Source organism: Streptomyces sp. NBC_00385 (assembly GCF_035917155.1).
Classification (GTDB): domain Bacteria; phylum Actinomycetota; class Actinomycetes; order Streptomycetales; family Streptomycetaceae; genus Streptomyces; species Streptomyces poriferorum.
In genome coordinates this window covers 4,395,242-4,415,654 of record NZ_CP107951.1, presented here as the reverse complement: position 1 = coordinate 4,415,654, position 20,413 = coordinate 4,395,242, and the positions used below count along the sequence as shown (strand labels likewise).

The following is a 20,413-nucleotide window of genomic DNA, read 5'->3' as shown; positions in this document are numbered from 1 at the left end:
CTGGTCCCCGGGTCCCGCGGACTACGCCTGTGGGACGGGGCCTGCCGTCGCGGCCAGCACCTCGTTGAACGCCGTGCTCCACCCTTCCTCCGGCCCCCAGTTGTCCTCGGCCCTCGACAGGAGCAGGAGCCTCGCCGGTACGCCGGCCGCGGCGTAGGCGGCGAGCTTGTGGTGCCCGTCCAGGGCGACGGCCACCAGGAATCGCTCGGGGTGCTCGGCCTGGACGTAGATGTCCCGGACCCAGGCGAGGGCGAGGGCGGCGGGACGGCGGCCCGCCGCGATGGCTGCGGTGTACCGGGCCACGGTGTCCGTGTCGAGCGCGACCAGCGGCTGGGACGGGAACAGCACGCCGTACGTCGGGCTCTCACCGGGGATGCGGTCGCGCAGCTGGAAGTGGTCGGTCCCCGGCCAGTCGTCGAGGCCCTCTCCGTCATACGGCTCGTAGTCCTCGCGCAGCGCGCGGCGCCTGGTCAGCCACGAGGCCCCCGGGTCGGTCACCCGCTCGAGCGCGAGGTCGGCCAGGTGGACTCGGTAGTGGCCGGACCGCAGCTGCTCGACGAGGGGAGCGGCCGCGTCGAGGATCCCGGGGGCGAGGCCGGCCACGTCCGCCAGTGCGGAACGCAGGCGTTCCGCCCCCTCCTGTGCGGCTCGGGTCGGCCAGCCGAGGAGGGACAGGGTCGTCTCGCAGGTGTCGCAGTCCGAGCCGACTCGGTAGACCGGCTGCCCGCCGATACGGAGCGACTTGTCCCAGCGGGGCCAGGAGGAGCCGGGGCGGGGAGGGTCGTAGTCGATGCTGATCCCGCCCCGGCCCTCGTCGAGGGTGAAGCGTGCGTGGCGCGGCGAATCGAAGGTGACAGGGCTGGTCGACGGCGCGGCCGGGCGTGCCGGCCGGCGCTTCTGCCAGGCGCGTCGGATGCCCACGCTGTAATCGCCGTCCGGGGGTGTGACGGGCAGCAACGGGTCGCGGCCCGTGAGCGCGACCAGGGCATGGTGCAGGTCGCCCGCCGGGATGCGTTCCGTTTTCAGCGCACTCAGGAGGTGGGGTATCGCCGCGGGGTCGTCCAGCAGTTCCAGGGCCACGGTGAAGGCGACGTGCACCAGTCCGGTCGTGCCGGGCAACCGCCTCGCGACCGGCACCGTCCATTCGCGTGCTCCGAGCCTTCCCAACGCCAGGGCCGCGCGCCCGCCCAGGGTCTTGCTGTCGAGCAGGTCGCCGAGGAACGGTGCGAAGCCGAGGTCACCGGACAGGCCCATCGCGTCCACGAGGGGTTCCACTTCACCGAGGTCCCTGGCAAGCCGACGCAACTCGGCGGCCGGGAGCCGGAGTTTCCGTTGCACCGCCGCGTACAGCAGATCCCGCGCGCTGTCGCCCTCGCTCGCACCCAGCAGCCGAAGGAGCGTCGGGTCGCCCCGCTCGCCGGCACACCGGAGAAGCCACGAAAGATGACGCCGCTCCCCCTCCGCCGCCGGTCCGTAGCGGGCTTCGACCGCGGCCAGCAGGTCGGGCGGCGCCTCCTCGGCCAGCGCGTACAGGGCGCTCCAGATGTCGTCCGCCCCGAGCGCCGCGTCCAGGCGCGTCTGTGTGGTGCCGTCCATGTCCCCGCCCCATCCTGCCTGCCGACTACTTCTTCGCGTGCTCGCCCACGTAGAAGAGGATCCAGACGAAGCCCGCGAACAGATGCGTGGCGAAGACGTAGACGAAGACGCGCAGCGCGACGCCGCGCTCCTTCCAGCCTTCGCTGCCGCCGCCCCCGCCCTCGCGCGCCTGCTCGGGCACGGCCCCGCCGTCACTCCCGGTTCCGGTCACGCTCATACCTGCCTCCGTCCGCCCCGGGGCTCAGGAGGCTCCGTCTACGACCAGGGTACGCAGCGGAGTCCGCGGTGCCGGCCGACGTCCGGGACGGAAGGTGCCGGCCGACGTCCGGGACGGAAGGGGCGGGGGCCGGCGGAATAGGGAAGCGGGGTGCTCCGTTGTAGGGTGTGTCCAGATAGTTCAACGTTCAACCATATGAGCCTGGAGGCGGGCGCCATGCAGTTCGGGATCTTCACCGTCGGGGACCTCACCACCGACCCCACGACCGGCACGACGCCGAGCGAGCACGAGCGGATCAAGGCCACCGTCGCCATCGCACGGAAGGCCGAGGAGGTCGGGCTCGACGTGTTCGCGACCGGCGAGCACCACAACCCGCCGTTCGTCCCCTCCTCGCCGACGACCACCCTCGGCTACATCGCCGCCCGCACCGAGCGCATCATCCTGTCCACCTCGACGACCCTGATCACCACCAACGACCCGGTGAAGATCGCCGAGGACTACGCCACCCTCCAGCACCTCGCCGACGGCCGCGTCGACCTGATGATGGGCCGCGGCAACACCGGGCCGGTCTACCCCTGGTTCGGCAAGGACATCCGCCAGGGCATCCCGCTCGCCATCGAGAACTACGCCCTGCTGCACCGGCTGTGGCGCGAGGACGTCGTCGACTGGGAGGGGAAGTTCCGTACGCCGCTGCAGTCCTTCACCGCGACCCCGCGCCCGCTGGACGGCGTCCCGCCGTTCGTCTGGCACGGCTCCATCCGCTCCCCGGAGATCGCCGAGCAGGCCGCGTACTACGGCGACGGCTTCTTCCACAACAACATCTTCTGGCCGATCGAGCACACGAAGAAGATGGTGAACCTCTACCGGCAGCGCTACGCCCACTACGGCCACGGCACCGCCGAGCAGGCCATCGTGGGCCTGGGCGGCCAGGTGTTCATGCGCAAGAACTCGCAGGACGCGGTACGGGAGTTCCGTCCGTACTTCGACAACGCGCCGGTCTACGGGCACGGGCCCTCGATGGAGGACTTCACCCAGCAGACCCCGCTGACCGTGGGCTCCCCGCAGGAGGTCATCGAGCGGACGCTGTCCTTCCGGGACGCCGTCGGCGACTACCAGCGCCAGCTGTTCCTGATGGACCACGCGGGACTGCCGCTCAAGACGGTCCTGGAGCAGCTCGACATCCTCGGCGAGGAGGTCGTGCCCGTGCTGCGCAAGGAGTTCGCCAGCCTGCGGCCCGCCGGGGTGCCCGAGTCCGCGCCCCTGCACCCGGCCGTCACCGCCGCGAAGGAGAGCTGACACCGTGTTCACCACCGAACCGCTGAGGATCGTCGCCGTCGCGGCCGGCCTCAGCAGCCCCTCCTCGACCCGGCTGCTGGCCGACCGCCTGGCCGCGGCCACCCGGGAACGGCTGGAGACCGAGCAGGACCGCCCGGTCGAGGTCCGCGTGATCGAACTGCGTGACCTGGCCGTCGACATCGCGGGCAACCTGGTGTCCGGCTTCCCGTCGGCCACGCTGGAGGAGGCCATCGGCGCGGTGACGGGGGCCGACGGCCTGATCGCCGTCACCCCGGTCTTCACCGCCTCGTACAGCGGCCTGTTCAAGTCGTTCTTCGACCTGGTCGAGAACACCGCGCTGACCGGCAAGCCCGTCGTCGTCGCGGCGACCGGCGGCACCGCCCGGCACTCGCTGGTGCTGGAGCACGCGATGCGCCCGCTCTTCGCCTATCTGCGGGCCGTCACGCTGCCGACGTCGGTGTACGCGGCGTCGGAGGACTGGGGCTCGTCGGGCGACGACTACACCGAGGGCCTGCCGACCCGGATCCGGCGCGCGGGCGGCGAGCTCGCGCAGGCGGTCACGGGCGGCGCGGCGGCCTCCGGGGCCTCGAAGGCCCTGGGGCTGGACGACGAGGTCATCCCCTTCGAGCGGCAGCTGGCCGGTCTCCGGCCGGCCTGACCGGCCCAGCAGCTGTGCTTTCGTCCGGTTTGACTACAGTTGCACGAGAAGGTGCGTCCTGCGGGCATCCCGCACGACGCACCGGCATGACCGAGCGGAAGCGAGCGGGAGGCAGAGATGGGCAGGATCGTGGTGGGCGTTGACGGCTCGGAGTCGTCGATCAAGGCGCTGCACTGGGCCGTACGCCAGGCGGAGCTGACCGGTGACACGGTGGAGGCCGTCAACAGCTGGGAGTACCCGGCGACCAGTTGGGCGTCCATGATGCCGGGGATGCCGGAGGACTTCGATCCGCAGGCCCTGGCCACGGTGTCCCTCACCGAGGCGCTGGAGGAGGCCGTCGGCGGTACCCGCGCGGCCGGGATCAGCAAGGTCGTGGTGATCGGCAATCCCGCTCAGGCCCTGCTCGACCGGGCCGAGGGCGCGAACCTGCTGGTGGTCGGAGCGCGCGGACGCAGCGCCCTCAAGGCGACCCTGCTCGGCTCGGTCAGCCTGCACGTCACCCAGCACGCCCCGTGCCCGGTGACCGTGGTCCGCGGCTGACGCAGTCTCCGCACACCGGTACGGGCCCGCGCGGTGAAGCGCGGGCCCGTACCGGCTCAACGCCGCGGCGGGCTCAGTCGCCCCGCGTGTAGAAGTAGTAGAACGCGAAGATCAGCATGCCCGCCCCGGTCAGCAGCCCCAGCACCGATGCGGCCAGCACACTCTTGCCGGAGAGGCTGTAGAGGAAGCCGACCGAGCCGCCGAACAGCGCACCGTACGCGGCCGCCGCGAGTTCGGCCGGCAGGCGCATCTGCACCCGGCCCAGACCGAAGCAGAGCGCCGCGAGCACGGCGCCGGAGACCAGTCCGAGCGCGAGCTGCGTGCCGGTGAGCACACCGCCGCCGCGGACGATGGACGTCGCGTACCAGCCGAGGATCACACCGAGCGTGACGGGCACGGCCCAGCTCATCGTGGAATGGCGCTGAGCACGCGCATGCGTTCCGCGTGCCTGCACCGAAGCGTGTGCGGCCATGGCAGGAAGCTCCTTCCGTCGCCCCCGCTGTCTCTTCACGTTCCCTTCCAGAGCACACCCGGCCGTCGCCCCCGGCAACTCGGATGGCCCACGGCCCGGGGCGCGGGCCCGGCATCCGGGGTTCCCTGGTGAGGTGCGGACCTACTTCTCGGCGGCTCTCTCGGTGGCACTCCTGGTGCTGCTCGCCGTCCTGGTGCCGCTGAGCGCGCTGTCCGCCTGGGTCGATCTGGAGATCGACGACACGGACCGCTACGTGGCCGCGGTGGCGCCGCTCGCCTCCGACCCCGATGTGCAGAACACCGTCGCCGACCTGATCACCGACGAGGCGATGAAGCAGATCGACGTCGGCCCGCTCCAGAACACCGTCCGCGACTTCCTCCACGAGGCCGTGCGGTCCTTCACCACCACCGACGCCTTCCAGGCCGCCTGGAACGCCGCCAACCGCACGGCCCACGAGGCCGTCACCGCGGCGCTGGACGGGGACAGCGGCGAGAGCGTCACCATCGACCTGGCCCCCGTGACGGAGAAGGTGAAGCAGAACCTGGTGGACAACGGGGTGCCGTTCGCCGACCAGATCCCCGTCCAGCACACCGACATCCGGATCATCTCCGCCGACCGCGCCGACCAGATGCGCCAGAGCTTCCGGTGGCTGCGCGCCGCCAGCATCTGGCCGGCCGTCGGCACCCTCGTGTTCGCCCTGCTCGCCGTCGTGGTGGCCTGGGTGCGCGGCGGGCCGGGACGCCGCGGCTCCGCCCTGGCCGCGCTCGCCGCCACCGCCGTCGCCGGGGCCGGCTTCGCGCTCGGCGCGCTGGTGCTGCGCGGGGCGATCGCGCTGGCGCGCAACCGGGTGCTGGCCGAGGTGCCCGGCAGCGACACGGACGGGGCGGCGGCGGTGTACGACGCGCTGACCGGGTCGCTGCGCACCACGGTGTGGATCGTCTTCGGTACGGGCCTGGCGGTGGCCGTGTGCGCGGTGGCGGCACGGATCTGGGCCCAGCGGGTGCTGCCGGCCCCGTCGACCGGGGCATGAGCCGGCCGCGCTACGAGCCGGCCGGGGCATGAGGCCGCCGGGGCGTGAGCCGTCCGCCGGCCCCGGGCGCGCCCCGCTCTGCGCGGCCGCCCTCCTCCTGACCGGGGTGAGCGTCGTGATCGGCTTCCGGGCCGCCGGCGCCGACGGCACGACCCCCGTCCCCCAGGCCCTGGCCTTCCTGCCCTGGCTCCTGGTGCCCGGCGCCGCCGCTCTCGGACTGGCCGCGCTGGTCCGGTGGCGCGGCGGCCTGGTGTGGGCGTCGGTGGCGCTCGCGCTGACCGTGTGGTTCGTGCGCCCGTACGGCCCCGGCAGCACGGGCGCCCACGGTCCGGTGGTGGCCCGGCTGGACGTCCTGACCTCCAACGTGGAGTTCGGGGACGCGACGGACGCGCTGATCGGGGCGGTGCGCCGCGAGGGGCCCGATGTGGTCTTCGTCCAGGAGTGCGACCTCGCGTGCGCGGACGCGCTCGCAGCCCGTGTCCCGGCCGCCTCCTACCCGTACCGGGACGTCGTGCGGCTCGACGGTTCGCTCGGCTCGGCGATCCTCAGCCGGTTTCCGCTGCGCCCGGCGGGGCGGGTCGACGGGGCGATGGCCATGCCGGGGGCGGTCACCGAAGTGGCGGGCCGGGACGTACGGCTCCAGCTCGCGCACCCCATGCCGCCGGTCCCCGGCGAGGTGGCCGCCTGGCGCCGCGAGCTCGGCCGGATCCGTGACCTCGCCGCCGCCGTCCGGGCACGGCCCGCCATCGTGGCGGGCGACTTCAACGCCTCCCAGGACCATGCCGCCTTCCGGGCCGTCCTCGACGCGGGCGGCCTCCACGACAGCGCCCGCCTCGCCGGCTCCTCCCGTACGTACACCTGGCCCGCCGACCGCCCCACGCCGCTGCGTGCCCAGATCGACCATGTGCTGGTCAGCGACGAGTTCTCGGTCCGCTCGGCCCGTTTCCTGCGCCTAGCCGCGACCGACCACCGCGCGCTGCTCGTCGCCCTCGAACTGCACGACGGCGGGTGAGTCCCGTGCCGACGTGCGGGCGCCGCCGGGCCGGGCAAGAGTGGAAGAGGTGACCGCGGGGGCTACTGGGAGGTCGTGCGTATGCGAGCCATCGCCGTCAGCTCACTCCGGGCCGATCCTGCCCTCCTCGTCGTCCCCAAGCCGGATCCGGGACCGGGCGAGGTCCGGGTGCGGATCGAGTACGCCTCGCTCAACCCCTGTGACCGGCAGCTCGCGGACGGCACCCTGGACGGCCTCGCGCCCCAGGTGTTCCCCCTGGTCGTCGGCGTGGACTACGCGGGCCGGGTGGACATGATCGGCAGCGGCGACAACCGCTTCCGGGTCGGCGACCACGTCTTCGGCCGGGCCGGCGGTCCGGCGGCCGGTGCGGGGACGTACGGCGACTACGTCTGCGTGCCGCAGGACTCCGCCATCGCCCTCGTCCCGCGCGGGCTGGACGCCCGGATCGCGGCCGCGCTGCCGTCGGCCGGGATGGCCGCCGCGCAGATCCTGGAGGCGGTGTCGCTCCGGGGCCACGAGAGCCTGCTGGTCGTCGGCGCGGCGGGCGGCGTCGGAAGCTGTCTGACCCAGCTCGCCAAGGCCCGGGACGTGCGCGTGATCGCCGCGGTGCGCGGTGACGAGCGTTCCCGCATGGGGTCGTTGGGCGCCGCCGTCACGATCGACGTCACGGAGGGGTCGGCGGCCGACGCGATACGGGCGGCCTGCCCGGACGGCGTCGACGCGCTGGCCGACCTGGCCTCCGCGACCCCCGAGGCCTTCGCCGCGCACGCCGCGACGCTCCGGCCGGGCGCCGTCGCGCTCTCCACCCGCGACGTCGCGGCCGGATCGGCGCTCCCCGCGACGGTGCGGGGCATCGACTTCCGGCTCGATCCGAGCCCGGTCCTGCTGGACGTGCTGGCCGCCGGCGCCGCGGACGCCGTCCTGCGCGTCCCCATCGACATCGAACTGCCCCTGGAGAAGGCCCCGCAGGCCCTGGACCGCAACCGGACCGGCGGGGCACGCGGCAAGACCGTCATCGTGCTGAGGGAGCACGGGCACTGCTGAATCCGGTACGGCCGGGAGGAACACGTCATGGACGACCAGGAACGGGACATCATCGGCGGCATCGACGGACTCGTCGCGGAGGAACGCGCCCTGCGCGACCGCAACGGCCGGGAACCCGGCCTGTCCGACGGGGAGAAGGCACGACTGCGTACCGTGGAGGTCCGGCTCGACCAGTGCTGGGACCTGCTGCGGCAACGCCGGGCCCTGAGCGAGTTCGGCGAGGACCCGGCGCAGGCCCGGGTCCGCCCGGCCGACGAGGTCGAGGGGTACCGCAGCTGACCGCTGCCCGGAGGAGGACGCGTTGACCGGCAGCAGGGCCGACGGAACCGGCTCCTCCTCCACCGCGGCACATCGGCGCGGAACACCGCCCGTCTGGCTGCGCTACGGACTGCGCCCCCTGCCCACGCCGGTTCCCTGGGCCGCTGTCGCCCGCGCGAGTGTCGCCCTGGCCGCGCCGCTCGCCGCCGGATTCGCCGCCGACCGGCCGATGTACGGGGCGCTGGCCTCCATGGGCGCGCTCTCCGGCGTCATCGGCGACACCGCCGACGCGTACCGGATGCGCATCCTCAACATCGCCGTGCCGCAGGTGTTCGGCGCTCTCGGCATCATGACCGGCACGCTCGTGTACGGGACCGGCTGGGCGGCCGTCGCCGTGCTCACGGTCATCGGCCTCGTCTCCGGGATGATGTCGACGATCGGGGCGGTCGCCTCCGTCTCCGGCCTGCTGCTCCTGCTCAACTCCGTGGTGGGCGCCGGACTCCCGATGCCGGACCCGTGGTGGGTGGCGCCGCTGCTGCTGACGCTGGGCGGTCTGTTCGTCCTCGCCCTGACGCTGCTGGCCTGGCCGCTGCGCCGGAAACTGCCGGAACGCGTCGCGGTAGCGGACACCTATCTCGCGGTCGCCGATCTGCTCGCCGCCGCCGGCACACCGGCGTACGAGGAGAAGCGACAGGCCGTCACCGAGTCGCTCAACACCTCCTACGACCTGGTCCTCGCCCGCCGCGCCCGCTATCACGGCCGCAGCGGCACCATGGTGCGGATGCTCTCCCAGCTCAACGTGGTGATCCCGCTGGTCGAGGCCGCGCCCGCGGTGCACGTACGACGGATCATGCTGCCCGACGCCATCCCGGCAGCGGTCCGGGCACTGGCCGAGGACATCGAGGAGACCCGCACCGGCGGCGACGAACCCCGCCTGCCACCGCCCGGCTCACCCGCCACCCGGGCGGTGGACAGCGCGCTGCGCCATGCCGCCGCCGTCGTGCACAAGGCCGACCCCGACCCGTACAACGTCGACGACCGGCTCGGCCGGCCCGCGGCCCTCGGGGTCCGGGTCCGGCGCGCCACCCGCAACGTCGTGCTGTCCGGGCCCTCCTGGCAGTACGGACTGCGCCTCGCGCTCTGCATCGGGCTGGCCCAGGCGCTGACCTCGCTGATCGACGTGCCGCGCTCCTACTGGGTGGCGCTCACCGTCACCTTCGTGCTCAAGCCCGACTTCGGCTCGGTGTTCTCCCGGGCCGTGCTGCGTTCCGTGGGCACGGCCGCGGGGCTCGTCATCGCGGCCCCGGTGCTCGCGGAGGTGCCGGTCGGCTGGTGGGACGTGCCGGTGATGATGCTGCTCGCCGCGCTGATCCCGGCGCTGACGGCGAAGGGGTACGCCTTCCAGACCGCGGCCGTCACTCCGGTCATCCTGCTCCTGTCGGACCTGCTGAACCACGAGGGTGTGCACCTGGTCTGGCCGCGCTTCCTGGACAGCCTGATCGGCTGCGCGATCGTGCTGGTGGCCGGATATCTGCTGTGGCCGGAGAGCTGGCACTCCCGCATCGGCCGCCGGCTGGCCGACGCGGTCGCGGACATCGCGGACTACGTGGGGGTCGCGTTCGAGCCGGGCGGCGAAGGCGACCGGGCCGAACGGGTCCGCGCCCGCCGCCGCATCTACCGCGATCTGTCGTCCGTACGCTCGGAGTTCCAGCGCGCCCTGACCGAGCCACCCCCCACCGGGACCCGCGCCGCCGCGTGGTGGCCACTGGTCGTGGCCGTGGAACGCATCGTCGACGCCACGACGGCCGCCCGTGTCCGCGTCAACCACGGGGCCCAGGAACCGGAACCGGCGGAGGTCGCCGCGGTCCAGGCCCAGCTCCGCGAACTGGCCGACGGGGTGCGGGCGAGCGAGGTCCTGGTGGCGGTACGCACCGAACTCCCCGGGGACGAGGAGGGGGTCCTGGCGCCCCTGCGCCAGGAGGTGGCGGCCGCACGGGCCATCGCCTCGCCCGAGCCGTAGGACCGGCCCCGGCCCGGCCCCGCGCCGGCCCGGGCCCGCTACTCCGCGGACTCGGGCCCCGCACCCCGCAGCCGGTCCATCTCGCGCCGGTCCCGCTTCGTCGGCCGCCCCGCGCCCCGGTCCCGTACCGGAACCTGGATCGCGGCCTCGCGCGGCGGCGGGGGCGGGCTGTTGTCGACGAAGCACTCCACCGCCACCGGCGCCCCGACCCGCTTCTTCACGATCTTCGACACGACCACGACCCGGTCCCGGCCGTCGTGCCGCAGCCGCACCTCGTCGCCGACGCGCAGCGCCTGGGCCGGCTTGGCCCGCTCGCCCGCGACCTTCACATGACCCGCGCGGCAGGCGGCGGCGGCCTGCGCCCGGGTCTTCGTGAGCCGGACCGACCAGATCCAGACATCGACCCGAACGCTGCCTGCCGCCTGCGGCGCCTCACCGGAAACCATGGGTCCGACTGTAGTGCGGACGGCCCCCGGAGGATCAGCCGAAGTCGCTGATCACCTCGGACATGGTGTAGCTGTACACCTCACGCTTGCACACCGGGCACTTCTCGGCGTCCGGCGCGTGCTCGCTCAGCGACCAGAGCCGGGGCGCGAAGCCGTCACCGCGCCCGTGCGCGAGGTAGAGGTCCTCGGGTCCGAACGACGTCTGCAGCGTCTTCGCGTTGCCGACCAGCTGCGTCGTTCCGCCGACCGTGCCCGGGGTGGCCTGGAGCAGCCGGCCGTTGTCGTAGGCGTTGCTGCGGTGGAAGTACCACTTGCCCTCGTACCGCATCGCGCCCTGGATCTTGTGCCACAGGTCCTCGTCACCGAACGAGGCTCCGGTGGGCAGGCCGTAGGCCTCGTCCGCGCTCGCGGCCGTCCCGGACGCGCCCTCGACCGCGGCGGTCAGTGCGCTCATCGGATAGGTGCCCACGCGCCCGGGGCTGCTGCCGCCGTTGTTGGTGTTGCAGTACTCGCCGAGGACCATGTGGTCGGTGCCGGTGCGGTCCAGCGAGATGTACGAGGCCTTCGGCCGGCCGGTGGCGTAGCACTGGTTCCCGCTGGTGGTGCCGCCGTTCTTCGCCGTGGTGAACTTCAGCGTGGCGACCTGCGGCATGACGTAGCGGTAGCCGTATGCGTACCAGACGTTGCTCTGCCGGCCCACCAGCTTCTTGTCCTGGACGTCGCTTTCGAGGCCGTCCGGCGTCGGGTCGTTGACGGCCGCGTCGTTGTCCGGGTTGAGGTCCATGATCTTGCGGAGGTCGAAGACCCGCAGGCCGTTGGCGGTGTCGGCGACGTAGAGGTAGTTGCCGTACCAGACCATGCCGCCCGCGTGGATGCCGTTCTGCGCGGCGCAGCCCGTGACGATGACGGGGTTGCACCGGCCCTCGCGCGCGTGCAGGGCGTCGAAGGAGATGTGGTCCTTGGAGTTCATGTACGGCCACACCAGCAGCACATGCCGGTACATCTTGGTCGCCTGGTTGAAGAAGGTGACCCGGATGCCCTTCTCGTTGCAGGCGTCCGAGGCGGAACTCTCCAGACAGTTGTCGCGCCCCGCGATGTAGTCGCTGCGGCCCGGGTTCACCGCGTCGTAGCCGCCGACGGCGACCGGCTCGGCGTTCGACGTGCCCCAGTCCTCGTCCTCCTGGGCGTCCGAGACACCCGAGATGGCCTGCGGCACCCACTCCTTGGAGGTGGCGTCGTCGTCGGCCTTCCAGCAGATACGGTGGCTGACGGTCAGGTCGGGGCCGTAGATGCCGGTGTTCCCGCAGTCGGCGGCCGGCCGGTTGGCCTGCTCCAGCAGTTCCGTGAGGCCCTGCTTCGGGAGTCCCGCGTCCAGCTTGGTGACGAGCCCGGACAGGTCCGTGCCCCTGGCCAGCCGGAAGTCCGCGGGGCGCCCCGGCACCGGGGCGGCCGCTACGGCGCCCCTGCTCGCCCCGGCCGTCGCGGTCCCGGCCAAGTCATCCTGTTCACCTTCGGGTTCGTCGTCGAAGCCGTCGTCCGGCATGCCTTCGTGATCCGGTACGGGATCGTCCGCGGCCGGGACCCCCGAGGCCGCTCCGGCGAGGGGCGCCGCACTCGCTCCGACCGCGGGCGCGAGGCCGGAAAGCATCGTCCCGGCCGCCACCGCGCAGGCCGCGAGACGTATTCGGCGGGATGGGTTCGTCATACGAGAGCCCTTCTTTTCACATCTGCGGATAACGGAAACGGCGCCTCTGACTGTTCGTCAGACGCACCGCCCGCCCACGCTAGCAATGCGAACGGGCACCTCGAGGGCGTGTGCGAACGACTTACCGATGACATCCATGAGGTCCGCACACCCCGCTCACAGGACTCGGTACGGGATCGGTTGCGGTTCAGTTCCCCCACGGGCGGGCCGCGCCGACGAAGGGCCGGATCCGGCCGCTAACCTTACGTATCCGCCCTGGCCAGGGATCAATTCCCGCAGTACGGACATTCATCGCACCCAACTCATGCGAAAGGCCTCGCCCATGGGCATTCGGAGCTTGCTGCGCAAGGTGTTCGGCCGTGACCGCACGGAGCAGGACGAGCCGACGACGGCCACGGTCCCGTCCCAGGGCGAGCGCACCCTGGCCCCGGAGCCGGTGACGGTAGACGAGCCCGCGGCCGAACCCGTCCCGGCCGTCAAGGTGTCGGTACCGGCCCCTGCCTCCTCGGAGCCGGCCCCGTCCACCGCGTCCCGGTCCACGAAGGACGACGGCGGGGCGGCGGCGGACCTGGTGGCCGCGGCCTTCGACAAGGCCGCCGCCCCCGCCCCCAAGACCGCTCCCACGGTTCCGTCACAGGGATCGGGCTCCCGGACGAAGCCCGTGGAGGCGGCGGAAGCCGCGGAGCCGGTCAAGGCCGCGGAGCCGGTCAAGGCCGAGGACGCGGAGCCGGTGTCCTCGCCCGCTCCGGAGGTCGAAGCGGAACCCGTGGCGGAGGCCGTCATCCCGGAGCCCGAGGCCGTGGAGCCGGAGCCCGAGGAGACGCCGGCCGAGGCCCCTGCCGCGGCGGTCGAGCCCGAGCCGGTCGCGGCCGAGGCCCTTGCCGAGCCCGAGCCGGTCGTGGCCGAGCCGGTCGCCGAGCCCGAGCCGGTCGTGGCCGAGCCGGTCGCCGAGCCCGAACCGATCACGATCGACATGGACCCGGCCCCGGAACCGGAACCCGAACCGGAACCGGCCCCCGAGCCCCTGGCCGAGGCGGCCCCCGCCGTCCCCGCCGGCAAGCCCGCGCTCACCCTCGCCAAGGTCAAGGCCCGCGCACCCGAGCTCGTGGGGGCGTACAAGGCCGCCCAGGCCGGGCTGAAGGCGCATGGGCTCACCGGCCTGCGCGCCACCGTCTACCTGGTCCTGGACCGCTCCGGCTCCATGCGTCCGTTCTACAAGGACGGCAGCGCCCAGCACCTGGGCGACCGCACGCTCGCGCTCGCCGCGCACCTCGACGAGAGCGCCACCGTCCAGGTGGTGTTCTTCTCGACCGACATCGACGGCACCGGCACGGTCGGACTGGACGGCCACGAGGGCCGCGTCGACGAGCTGAACGCGGGTCTCGGACGGCTGGGCCGGACGAACTACCACCGCGCCGTCGAGGAGGTCGTCGCACACTACGAGAAGTCCGGGGCCACCGGCCCGGCCCTGGTGGTCTTCCAGACGGACGGACCGCCGGACGTCAAGCAGGCCGCCCGTCAGGCGATCGACGAGGCGGCACGGCTGCCGCTGTTCTTCCAGTTCGTCGCGTTCGGCGACCAGGATGCGAAGGGCTTCGACTTCCTGCGGAAGCTGGACGCCCCGAACGCCGGCTTCTTCCACGCGGGCCCCGCCCCGCGCGAGGTCGCGGACGCCGCGTTCTACCGCGAGGTGCTGGCCGCGCTGCCCGCCTGGGTCGCCGCCAACGCCTGATCCACAGGCAGTCGTACGGTCACGGCGAGCCCGCCCTCCGGGCCCGGAACCGCCGTGACCGTACCGCCGTGCGCCAGGGCTATGGAGCGGACGATCGAAAGGCCGAGTCCCGATCCCGCCCCCATCCGGTCCCTGCCCTCGCCGCGCCGGAACGGCTCGAACAGGCCCGGGATGTCGGCCGCCTCCACCACCGGACCGCTGTTGCGCACCTCCAGCAGCACCCCCGCGCCCGCCGGCACCAGGGACACCCCCACGCTTCCGCCGGGGATGTTGTACGTCACCGCGTTGGCCATCAGATTGGCCACCAGCTGGGCCAGCAGCAGCCGGTTCCCGCGCACCACGCAGGGCTCGGCGCCGACCGCCACCCCCGGGTACCGGCCCGCCTCCTCCGCCACCACCCGGTCCAGGTCCACGGCTTCCCGCTCACTCTTCTCCAGGCCGCGCTCGCTGCGCGCCAGCACCAGCAGGCCCTCGATGAGCCGCTCACTGCGCCGGTTGTTGTCCAGGAGCGTCTGCCGGGTGCGTACGAGATCGTCCGGAGTCGGGTCCTCCAGCCCCACCTGGATCGCCACCCGCTGGGTGGCCAGCGGGGTGCGCAGCTCGTGCGAGGCGTTGGCGATGAACCGGCGCTGGCTGTCGAAGGCCTTCTCCAGCCGGGCGAGCAGCGCGTCCAGTGTGTCGCCCAGCTCCTTCAGCTCGTCGTCGGGCCCGTTGGAGGCGATCCGCTCGTGCAGCGTGTGCGCGGAGAGCCGGCGCGCCTTCGCGGTCATCTCGTGGACGGGCCGCAGGAGCCGCCCGGCCGTCCACCACCCCACGCCCACCGCGCACGCCGTCATCACGAGCAGGGCGGCCGCGGACCAGTTGAGGAGCTGGTCCCCGGCCGCGTTGCTGACATCGTCGGTGAGGTCGTAGACGGTCGGCGGCCCGAGGCTGCGCCGGGTCACGAGGGGGCCGTTGACGGCGTATCCGGGCTGGACGACCGCGGCGGTACGGGCGATGGCGCGGGCCTGCGAGTCGGTGCCGGCCCGGGAGGCGAGGTTGACCGTGGCGAGGAGCGCGGTCCCGAGGACCAGGAAGACGCCCCCGTACACGAGCGCGATGCGGGTCCTGATCGTGGCGTGCGGCACTCGTGCCCAGCCACTCACAGGGCGTACCCCACGCCCTGCACGGTGCGGATCAGGGCCGGCTCCCCGAGCTTTCCGCGCAGCTTGCTCATGCAGACGCGGACGGCCCCGGTGAAGGGGTCGGCGTTGGCGTCCCAGGCCCGCTCCAGGAGCTCCTCGGCGCTGACCGTCCCGCCGTCGGCCTCCAGCAGCAGCTGGAGCACGGTGAACTCCTTCGGCGAGAGGTCCAGCTCCCGGCCGTCCCGGGTCGCGGTGCGGCGGACGGTGTCGAGCCGGATGCCGTGCCGCACCAGCTGCGGCGGTACGGGGCGGGCGCTGCGCCGGCGCAGGGCGCGGACCCGCGACACGAGCTCGGGGAACTCGAACGGCTTGCCCAGGTAGTCGTCGGCACCCAGGTCGAGCCCGGAGACGCGGTCCTCCATGGACCCGGCGGCCGTCAGCATCAGGATCCTGGTCCGGGAGCCGGAGGCGACCAGCCCGCGGGCCACGTCGTCGCCGTGCACCCGGGGCAGATCGCGGTCCAGGACGACGACGTCGTAGTCGTGGAGCCCCAGGTAGGCCTGGGCGGCGTCGCCGCTGTACACCGTGTCGACGGCGAATCCGGCCCGCCGCAGTCCGGTGGCGACGAGCTCCGCCAGAATCTCCTCGTCCTCGGCGACCAGTACCCGCATCGTGATGTCCCCTGCCTCGTGCACGCGTGTCCACTCCCTCCCAGGATGCGTCTTTGCTACCGGAACAGATGTTTCGCAAAGGTCTCCGCACTCCCGGCCGGGTTTATCGGTGTGAGTGGATCTCCCCCGGACCGTTAGGATTTCGACCATGGCGGCCACTGGATCCGAGAAGCAGGCGGCGACGGCGTTCTACGTCTCGACCCCCATTTACTACGTCAACGACGCTCCTCACCTGGGCCACGCCTACACGACCGTCGCAGGCGACGTGCTCACGCGCTGGCACCGCCAGCGCGGCGAGAAGGTGTGGTACCTCACCGGCACGGACGAGCACGGTCAGAAGATCATGCGCACGGCCGAGGCGAACAACGTCACGCCCCAGGCGTGGTGCGACAAGCTCGTCGAGGAGGCGTGGAAGCCCCTCTGGGAGCACCTCAACATCGCGAACGACGACTTCATCCGTACGACGGAGAAGCGGCACACCGACCGTGTGCAGGAGTTCGTGCAGGACCTGCACGACAAGGGTGAGATCTACAAGGGCGGGTACGAGGGCCCGTACTGCGTGGGCTGCGAGGAGTACAAGCTCCCCGGCGATCTCATCGAGGACGAGGCCGGCGTCAAGCTGTGTCCGATCCACAAGAAGCCGGTGGAGATCCTCAAGGAGGAGAACTACTTCTTCAAGCTCAGCGAGTACGGCCCGAAGCTGCTGGAGTTCTACGCGGCCAACCCCGGCTTCATCCAGCCGGAGTCCGCGCGCAACGAGGTCGTGAACTTCGTCAAGCAGGGCCTGCAGGACCTCTCGATCTCCCGCTCGACGTTCGACTGGGGCGTCCCGGTCCCGTGGGACGAGAAGCACGTCATCTACGTGTGGGTCGACGCCCTGCTCAACTACGCCACGGCGGTCGGCTACGGCGCCAACCAGGAGAAGTTCGACGGTACGTTCCCGGCGAACGTGCACCTGGTCGGCAAGGACATCCTGCGCTTCCACGCGGTGATCTGGCCCGCGATGCTGATGGCGCAGGGCCTGCCGCTGCCGGGCCGGGTCGCGGCCAACGGCTGGCTGATGGTCGGCGGCGAGAAGATGTCGAAGTCGAACCTGACGGGCATCAAGCCGCAGGACCTGACCTCGCACTTCGGCGTGGACGCCTACCGCTGGTACTTCCTGCGGGCCATCGCGTTCGGCAGCGACGGCTCGTTCTCGTGGGAGGACTTCACCGCCCGCTACACCTCCGAGCTCGCCAACGACTACGGCAACCTGGCCTCGCGCCTCGCCGCCATGGTCGGCAAGTACTACGGCGGCGCGCTCCCCGGGGCCACGGCCTCGGGCGAGGCCGAGCAGGCGGTCCAGGAGGGGCTGGCCAAGGCGGTCGCCACGTCCGACCTGAAGATCGGTGAGGAGCTGGACTTCCAGGCGGGCATCCTGGCGGTCTTCGACTTCGTGAAGCAGGTCAACGGCTACATCACGGAGCAGGAGCCGTGGAAGGTCGCCAAGGACGAGTCGCCGGAGGGCAGGGCCCGCCTCGCGACCATCCTGTACACGGGCGCCGAGGCGCTGCGCGGGGTCGCGGTCCTGCTGAACTCCGTCATGCCGGACACCTCGCAGAAGCTGTGGGAGTCCCTGGGCGCCGAGGAGTCCCTGGGCGCGCTGTCCGACCAGCGCGTGCAGGACGCGGCCACCTGGGGCCGGCTCCCCGCGGGTGCGACGGTGACGAAGGGCGCGGTGCTGTTCCCGCGCCTGGAGGAGAAGCCCGCGTAGCGCGTCATACGTACGAGGAAGGGGCGGGGCCGCGCATGTGCGGCCCCGCCCCTTCCTCCTGTTTCGCGTCAGCGGACCCAGTTCTTGAGCGGCTCGGTGTCCAGCTCGAAGCCCACCGGGTCGGGGAGCCCGACCGTCTTGCCGAACGGCACGGTCACCACCGTCTCGTACCGCACCCCGTCGGGCTGCGAGTGCACCTTGACCTCGCAGGTCTCGCGGTCGATGAGCAGGTAGACGGGAATGCCCGTCTCCGCGTACGCGCGCGGCTTCTCGACGCGGTCCCGGCGGTCGGTGTCGTCGTCGTACGAGGTCACCTCGACGGCCATCAGAACGCCGTCAGGGTTGGCCCATTCGCCTTGACCCGCGAAGGTACCACTGCGGGCGAAGGCGCCATCCAGCCGAGCGTTCCCCTTGCGATACGTCTCGATCCGCAGTCCCTGTTCGGCGTAGAGCCAGCGGCCTGGGTCTGCCTGCATGCACTGCCGAGTGAGCCACTCGATGATCTGCCCGTGGTCCCCGTCCGGCACAGCCTTGACTCCCAGTTTCCCGTTCACGAATTCCAGACGCAGCGCTTCGTCCGCGCGTACGGCATGACGGGCCAAGTCCTCGAAGACCTCCTGGGTCAGCACACCTTCGTCGACCGCGGTCACGCCTGCCTCCTCGGAATCGGTCGGGCAGGATCCAGATTACGGGCCGCGCCCCGGGCACGCGGCCCCTTTCAGCGGCTCAGCGACGCCGCGTCCCCCATCACGATGACCGGCTCCTTCGCCGGGTCGAGAACGCCCAGCAGCTCCTTCATCCGGTCCTCGGTGACCGAGACGCAGCCCTGGGTGGGGCCGCCGTGGTCGACGTGGATCCAGATGCCGCCGCCGCGTTCGTCGCCGAGGGGGCGGGTGTGGTCCAGGGGCGAGGTGCCGGGGACGCGGTTGTAGTCGATGGCGATCACGTAGTCGAAGGAGCCCTCCAGCGGCTCCCCGTGGAAGCCCTCGCCCTCCACCTTGAAGTCCGGGCTCAGGTCGTACGGGAAGGCGGTGTCGGGCGGTTCGAGGCGGCCGCCCGCGGCGGTCAGGGTGAAGACGCCGACGGGTGAGCGCAGGTCGCCCTCCCAGTGCTCGGCCGTCCAGCCGTTCAGGGCGTTGTGGGCGGGCCAGGGAGCCAGGGCCGCCCGCCAGCCGACGGCCGGGTCGTCCCGGGTGTAGAGCACGGCCGTGGAGCGGTTGGAGTCCGGTGACTGGCCGGTGACGACGAACGCCTGGTGGGCCCCGGCCGGGATCTGGGCCCGGGTCTGCGGCCCCAGCCCCGGGATCTCCCTCGGCGGCGCGGGAGCGGGAGCGGGTGGCACGGCGGCCCCGGACCGTGCGGGGGCGCCGGCGGCGGCCCCGGGCGGTCCCGGTACGCCGGAGGCGCCCGCGGCCTTCGTGGTGGCGCCGCTCCCGTCCATCCCGGCGAGCGGCCCCGCCCCGCACCCTGCCAGCAGCAGCAGGAGGGCGGCGCAGACGACGTACGGGAGGCGCAGCGGAACGCGCGGACGGGGCACGGGCACGGAGGGCTCCTCAGCGGTAGGTGACCGGTCCGGGGCTCCGCGGACACGGGCCGGGGTCCGCGCTGCGCCGGGGTCGGCCCAGGCAGTCTTTGCCGCAGTCGCCGTCCGCCAATCCGGCGCGGGGGCCATCCGGGTCACACCGTTCGGGTGATTCGTGTACTTGTATGCACGCAGCCATGTGTTCGTGGGCAGCACGAAGGGCCCGGAACCGGGGTGGATGTCCGGTGCCGGGCCCTTTGTCTCCGCGGGGGGACGGAGGTCTGAGGGGGCTGCGGGAGTGCTGGCTCAGGTGGGGCGTGCGGGTCGGCCGGGGGCGGTCACATGCCCGTTCCGTCGTTCGTCTCGTCCGGGTCCACGCCCATGGTGATCGAGCCGACGACACCGCGGGCCATGCGCTTCTTCTGGTACTGGAGCTTCAGCAGCCCGCCCGTGACACCGCTCTGGTCGTAGATGGTGTCCTCGGTCAGGGTGGTGCGTGTGGTGGTGCTGGTGGAGTACGGCTCGATCTTCGCGGAGTCGAGGACCGCGGACTCCGCGAAGAAGAACTGGCCGGTGTGGCAGGTGTGTCCGCCCTCGTACCCGGCGTCGGTCATCTTCCCGCCGACGTGCACCTTGGTGTGGATGTGCACGGCACGGCCCTGGTACCAGCCCGGGAAGACCGTCCTGAACTCCACGTAGCCGTGCTTGTCGGTGAGCTGGGTGCCCCGCAGGTAGCGCTCGTCGTCGGTCGGTTCGCTGTGGCCGCCACCGCCTCCGCCGGGGCCGCCCGACGGGGGTGCGCCGGTCGGGGGCGTCCCGGTCGGGGTCCCGGTCGGGGCGTCCGTGGGGGCGCCGCTCGGCGGGGTGCCACCGCCGCCGGGACCACCCTGGCTCATGCTCTCGTAGCCGGAGTAGACACCCAGGGCGTCGCAGTGCCAGATGTCGACGGCCGCCTGCTTGAGGGGCTTGCACGTGTCGGTGTCGATCACCTTGAGCCGGAGGGTCATCGGGATGCCCTCCTTGTCCTCGGTGATGTCCTTGCGGATCTTGTCGGCGTCGATGTAGTACGGGCCCTCGGTGGTCTCCGAGGTGAGCCGGTAACACGCCTCGCCCTGCCCGGCGTCGCCCTTCTTCCCCTTGCTCTCGCCGCCCGTTCCGGTCGAGGCGTTCGCGACGGCCCCGGCGCCGATCCCGGCCGCGACGACGATCGCGCCACCCCCGATCACCATCCGGCGGCGGGTCAGATCCTTTTTGTGTGCGGGTCCTTGAGTCTCTGTCATGGGAGCCGAGGCTAGGCAGCCCAGCTGGCAGGGGCGT

20 protein-coding genes are annotated in these 20,413 nt (G+C 72.3%); 10 read left to right on the top strand and 10 right to left on the bottom strand.

The window, feature by feature from the left end:
- Positions 1-21: 21 nt before the first annotated feature.
- Entirely contained in the window at positions 22-1,596 is a 1,575-nt protein-coding gene (locus OG959_RS19670) for a hypothetical protein (RefSeq protein WP_326660196.1), read from the bottom strand.
- Between the two features lie 25 nt (positions 1,597-1,621).
- Positions 1,622-1,777 carry a DUF6126 family protein gene (locus OG959_RS19665; RefSeq protein WP_326666491.1) on the bottom strand — a complete coding sequence of 52 codons (156 nt, stop codon included), beginning with the start codon at positions 1,775-1,777 and terminating at the stop codon, positions 1,622-1,624.
- 252 nt (positions 1,778-2,029) lie between these two features.
- On the opposite strand from OG959_RS19665, the gene OG959_RS19660 reads away from it, so the two are divergent.
- The 3 genes from OG959_RS19660 to OG959_RS19650 all read left to right on the top strand — a co-directional run bounded on the left by OG959_RS19660 (position 2,030) and on the right by OG959_RS19650 (position 4,307).
- Complete coding sequence (locus OG959_RS19660; RefSeq protein ID WP_326666489.1) at positions 2,030-3,109, top strand: LLM class flavin-dependent oxidoreductase; 1,080 nt, start codon at positions 2,030-2,032, stop codon at positions 3,107-3,109.
- A 4-nt stretch (positions 3,110-3,113) separates the two neighbouring features.
- Positions 3,114-3,767 (top strand): FMN reductase, encoded by a 654-nt coding sequence (locus OG959_RS19655; RefSeq protein WP_326660194.1) that lies wholly within the window; start codon positions 3,114-3,116, stop codon positions 3,765-3,767.
- A gap of 117 nt (positions 3,768-3,884) precedes the next feature.
- Positions 3,885-4,307 carry a universal stress protein gene (locus tag OG959_RS19650; RefSeq protein ID WP_326660192.1) on the top strand — a complete coding sequence of 141 codons (423 nt, stop codon included), beginning with the start codon at positions 3,885-3,887 and terminating at the stop codon, positions 4,305-4,307.
- Between the two features lie 73 nt (positions 4,308-4,380).
- Here the strand turns inward: OG959_RS19650 and OG959_RS19645 are convergent, their stop codons facing one another.
- A complete protein-coding gene (locus tag OG959_RS19645) occupies positions 4,381-4,779 on the bottom strand; it encodes a hypothetical protein (protein WP_326660190.1) in 399 nt (132 codons plus the stop codon).
- A 133-nt stretch (positions 4,780-4,912) separates the two neighbouring features.
- Here OG959_RS19645 and OG959_RS19640 point away from each other — a divergent pair, with 133 nt between their 5' ends.
- The 5 genes from OG959_RS19640 (at position 4,913) to OG959_RS19620 (ending at position 10,143) form a co-directional block, all read left to right on the top strand.
- The gene (locus OG959_RS19640) at positions 4,913-5,809 is read left to right on the top strand and encodes a hypothetical protein (RefSeq protein ID WP_326660189.1); all 897 of its coding nucleotides are present in this window, start codon (positions 4,913-4,915) and stop codon (positions 5,807-5,809) included.
- A 28-nt stretch (positions 5,810-5,837) separates the two neighbouring features.
- Positions 5,838-6,821: an endonuclease/exonuclease/phosphatase family protein gene (locus OG959_RS19635; protein WP_326660187.1), complete on the top strand. Its 984-nt coding sequence runs from the start codon at positions 5,838-5,840 to the stop codon at positions 6,819-6,821.
- An 81-nt stretch (positions 6,822-6,902) separates the two neighbouring features.
- Entirely contained in the window at positions 6,903-7,865 is a 963-nt protein-coding gene (locus OG959_RS19630; protein ID WP_326660185.1) for an NADP-dependent oxidoreductase, read from the top strand.
- Positions 7,866-7,892: 27 nt separating this feature from the next.
- On the top strand, positions 7,893-8,144 hold the full coding sequence (locus OG959_RS19625) for a DUF2630 family protein (protein WP_326660183.1): 252 nt from the start codon (positions 7,893-7,895) through the stop codon (positions 8,142-8,144).
- Positions 8,145-8,166: 22 nt separating this feature from the next.
- On the top strand, positions 8,167-10,143 hold the full coding sequence (locus OG959_RS19620; protein WP_442805597.1) for an FUSC family protein: 1,977 nt from the start codon (positions 8,167-8,169) through the stop codon (positions 10,141-10,143).
- Between the two features lie 38 nt (positions 10,144-10,181).
- On the opposite strand, the gene OG959_RS19615 is transcribed toward OG959_RS19620, so the two are convergent.
- Positions 10,182-10,589: an RNA-binding S4 domain-containing protein gene (locus OG959_RS19615; protein WP_326660181.1), complete on the bottom strand. Its 408-nt coding sequence runs from the start codon at positions 10,587-10,589 to the stop codon at positions 10,182-10,184.
- A gap of 34 nt (positions 10,590-10,623) precedes the next feature.
- A complete protein-coding gene (locus OG959_RS19610) occupies positions 10,624-12,294 on the bottom strand; it encodes a hypothetical protein (RefSeq protein WP_326660179.1) in 1,671 nt (556 codons plus the stop codon).
- A gap of 322 nt (positions 12,295-12,616) precedes the next feature.
- Here OG959_RS19610 and OG959_RS19605 point away from each other — a divergent pair, with 322 nt between their 5' ends.
- Positions 12,617-14,026 (top strand): VWA domain-containing protein, encoded by a 1,410-nt coding sequence (locus tag OG959_RS19605; protein ID WP_326660176.1) that lies wholly within the window; start codon positions 12,617-12,619, stop codon positions 14,024-14,026.
- Here the strand turns inward: OG959_RS19605 and OG959_RS19600 are convergent.
- Both OG959_RS19600 and OG959_RS19595 read right to left on the bottom strand, forming a co-directional pair.
- Complete coding sequence (locus tag OG959_RS19600) at positions 13,975-15,171, bottom strand: sensor histidine kinase (RefSeq protein ID WP_326660174.1); 1,197 nt, start codon at positions 15,169-15,171, stop codon at positions 13,975-13,977. The two genes, OG959_RS19605 and OG959_RS19600, sit on opposite strands and share 52 nt — an antisense overlap.
- The gene (locus OG959_RS19595) at positions 15,168-15,821 is read right to left on the bottom strand and encodes a response regulator transcription factor (RefSeq protein ID WP_326666483.1); all 654 of its coding nucleotides are present in this window, start codon (positions 15,819-15,821) and stop codon (positions 15,168-15,170) included. Before OG959_RS19595 ends, OG959_RS19600 begins: the two co-directional genes overlap by 4 nt.
- A gap of 148 nt (positions 15,822-15,969) precedes the next feature.
- Here OG959_RS19595 and metG point away from each other — a divergent pair, with 148 nt between their 5' ends.
- Positions 15,970-17,574, top strand: a complete 1,605-nt coding sequence (gene metG, locus OG959_RS19590; RefSeq protein WP_326660172.1) for a methionine--tRNA ligase — start codon at positions 15,970-15,972, stop codon at positions 17,572-17,574.
- Positions 17,575-17,642: 68 nt separating this feature from the next.
- On the opposite strand, the gene OG959_RS19585 is transcribed toward metG, so the two are convergent.
- The 3 genes from OG959_RS19585 to OG959_RS19575 form a co-directional block, all read right to left on the bottom strand.
- On the bottom strand, positions 17,643-18,224 hold the full coding sequence (locus tag OG959_RS19585) for a Uma2 family endonuclease (protein ID WP_442805596.1): 582 nt from the start codon (positions 18,222-18,224) through the stop codon (positions 17,643-17,645).
- Positions 18,225-18,292: 68 nt separating this feature from the next.
- Positions 18,293-19,117, bottom strand: coding sequence for a L,D-transpeptidase family protein (locus tag OG959_RS19580; RefSeq protein ID WP_326660170.1), 825 nt, complete (start codon positions 19,115-19,117; stop codon positions 18,293-18,295).
- Between the two features lie 317 nt (positions 19,118-19,434).
- Positions 19,435-20,376, bottom strand: coding sequence for an intradiol ring-cleavage dioxygenase (locus OG959_RS19575; RefSeq protein WP_326660168.1), 942 nt, complete (start codon positions 20,374-20,376; stop codon positions 19,435-19,437).
- Positions 20,377-20,413: the final 37 nt, after the last annotated feature.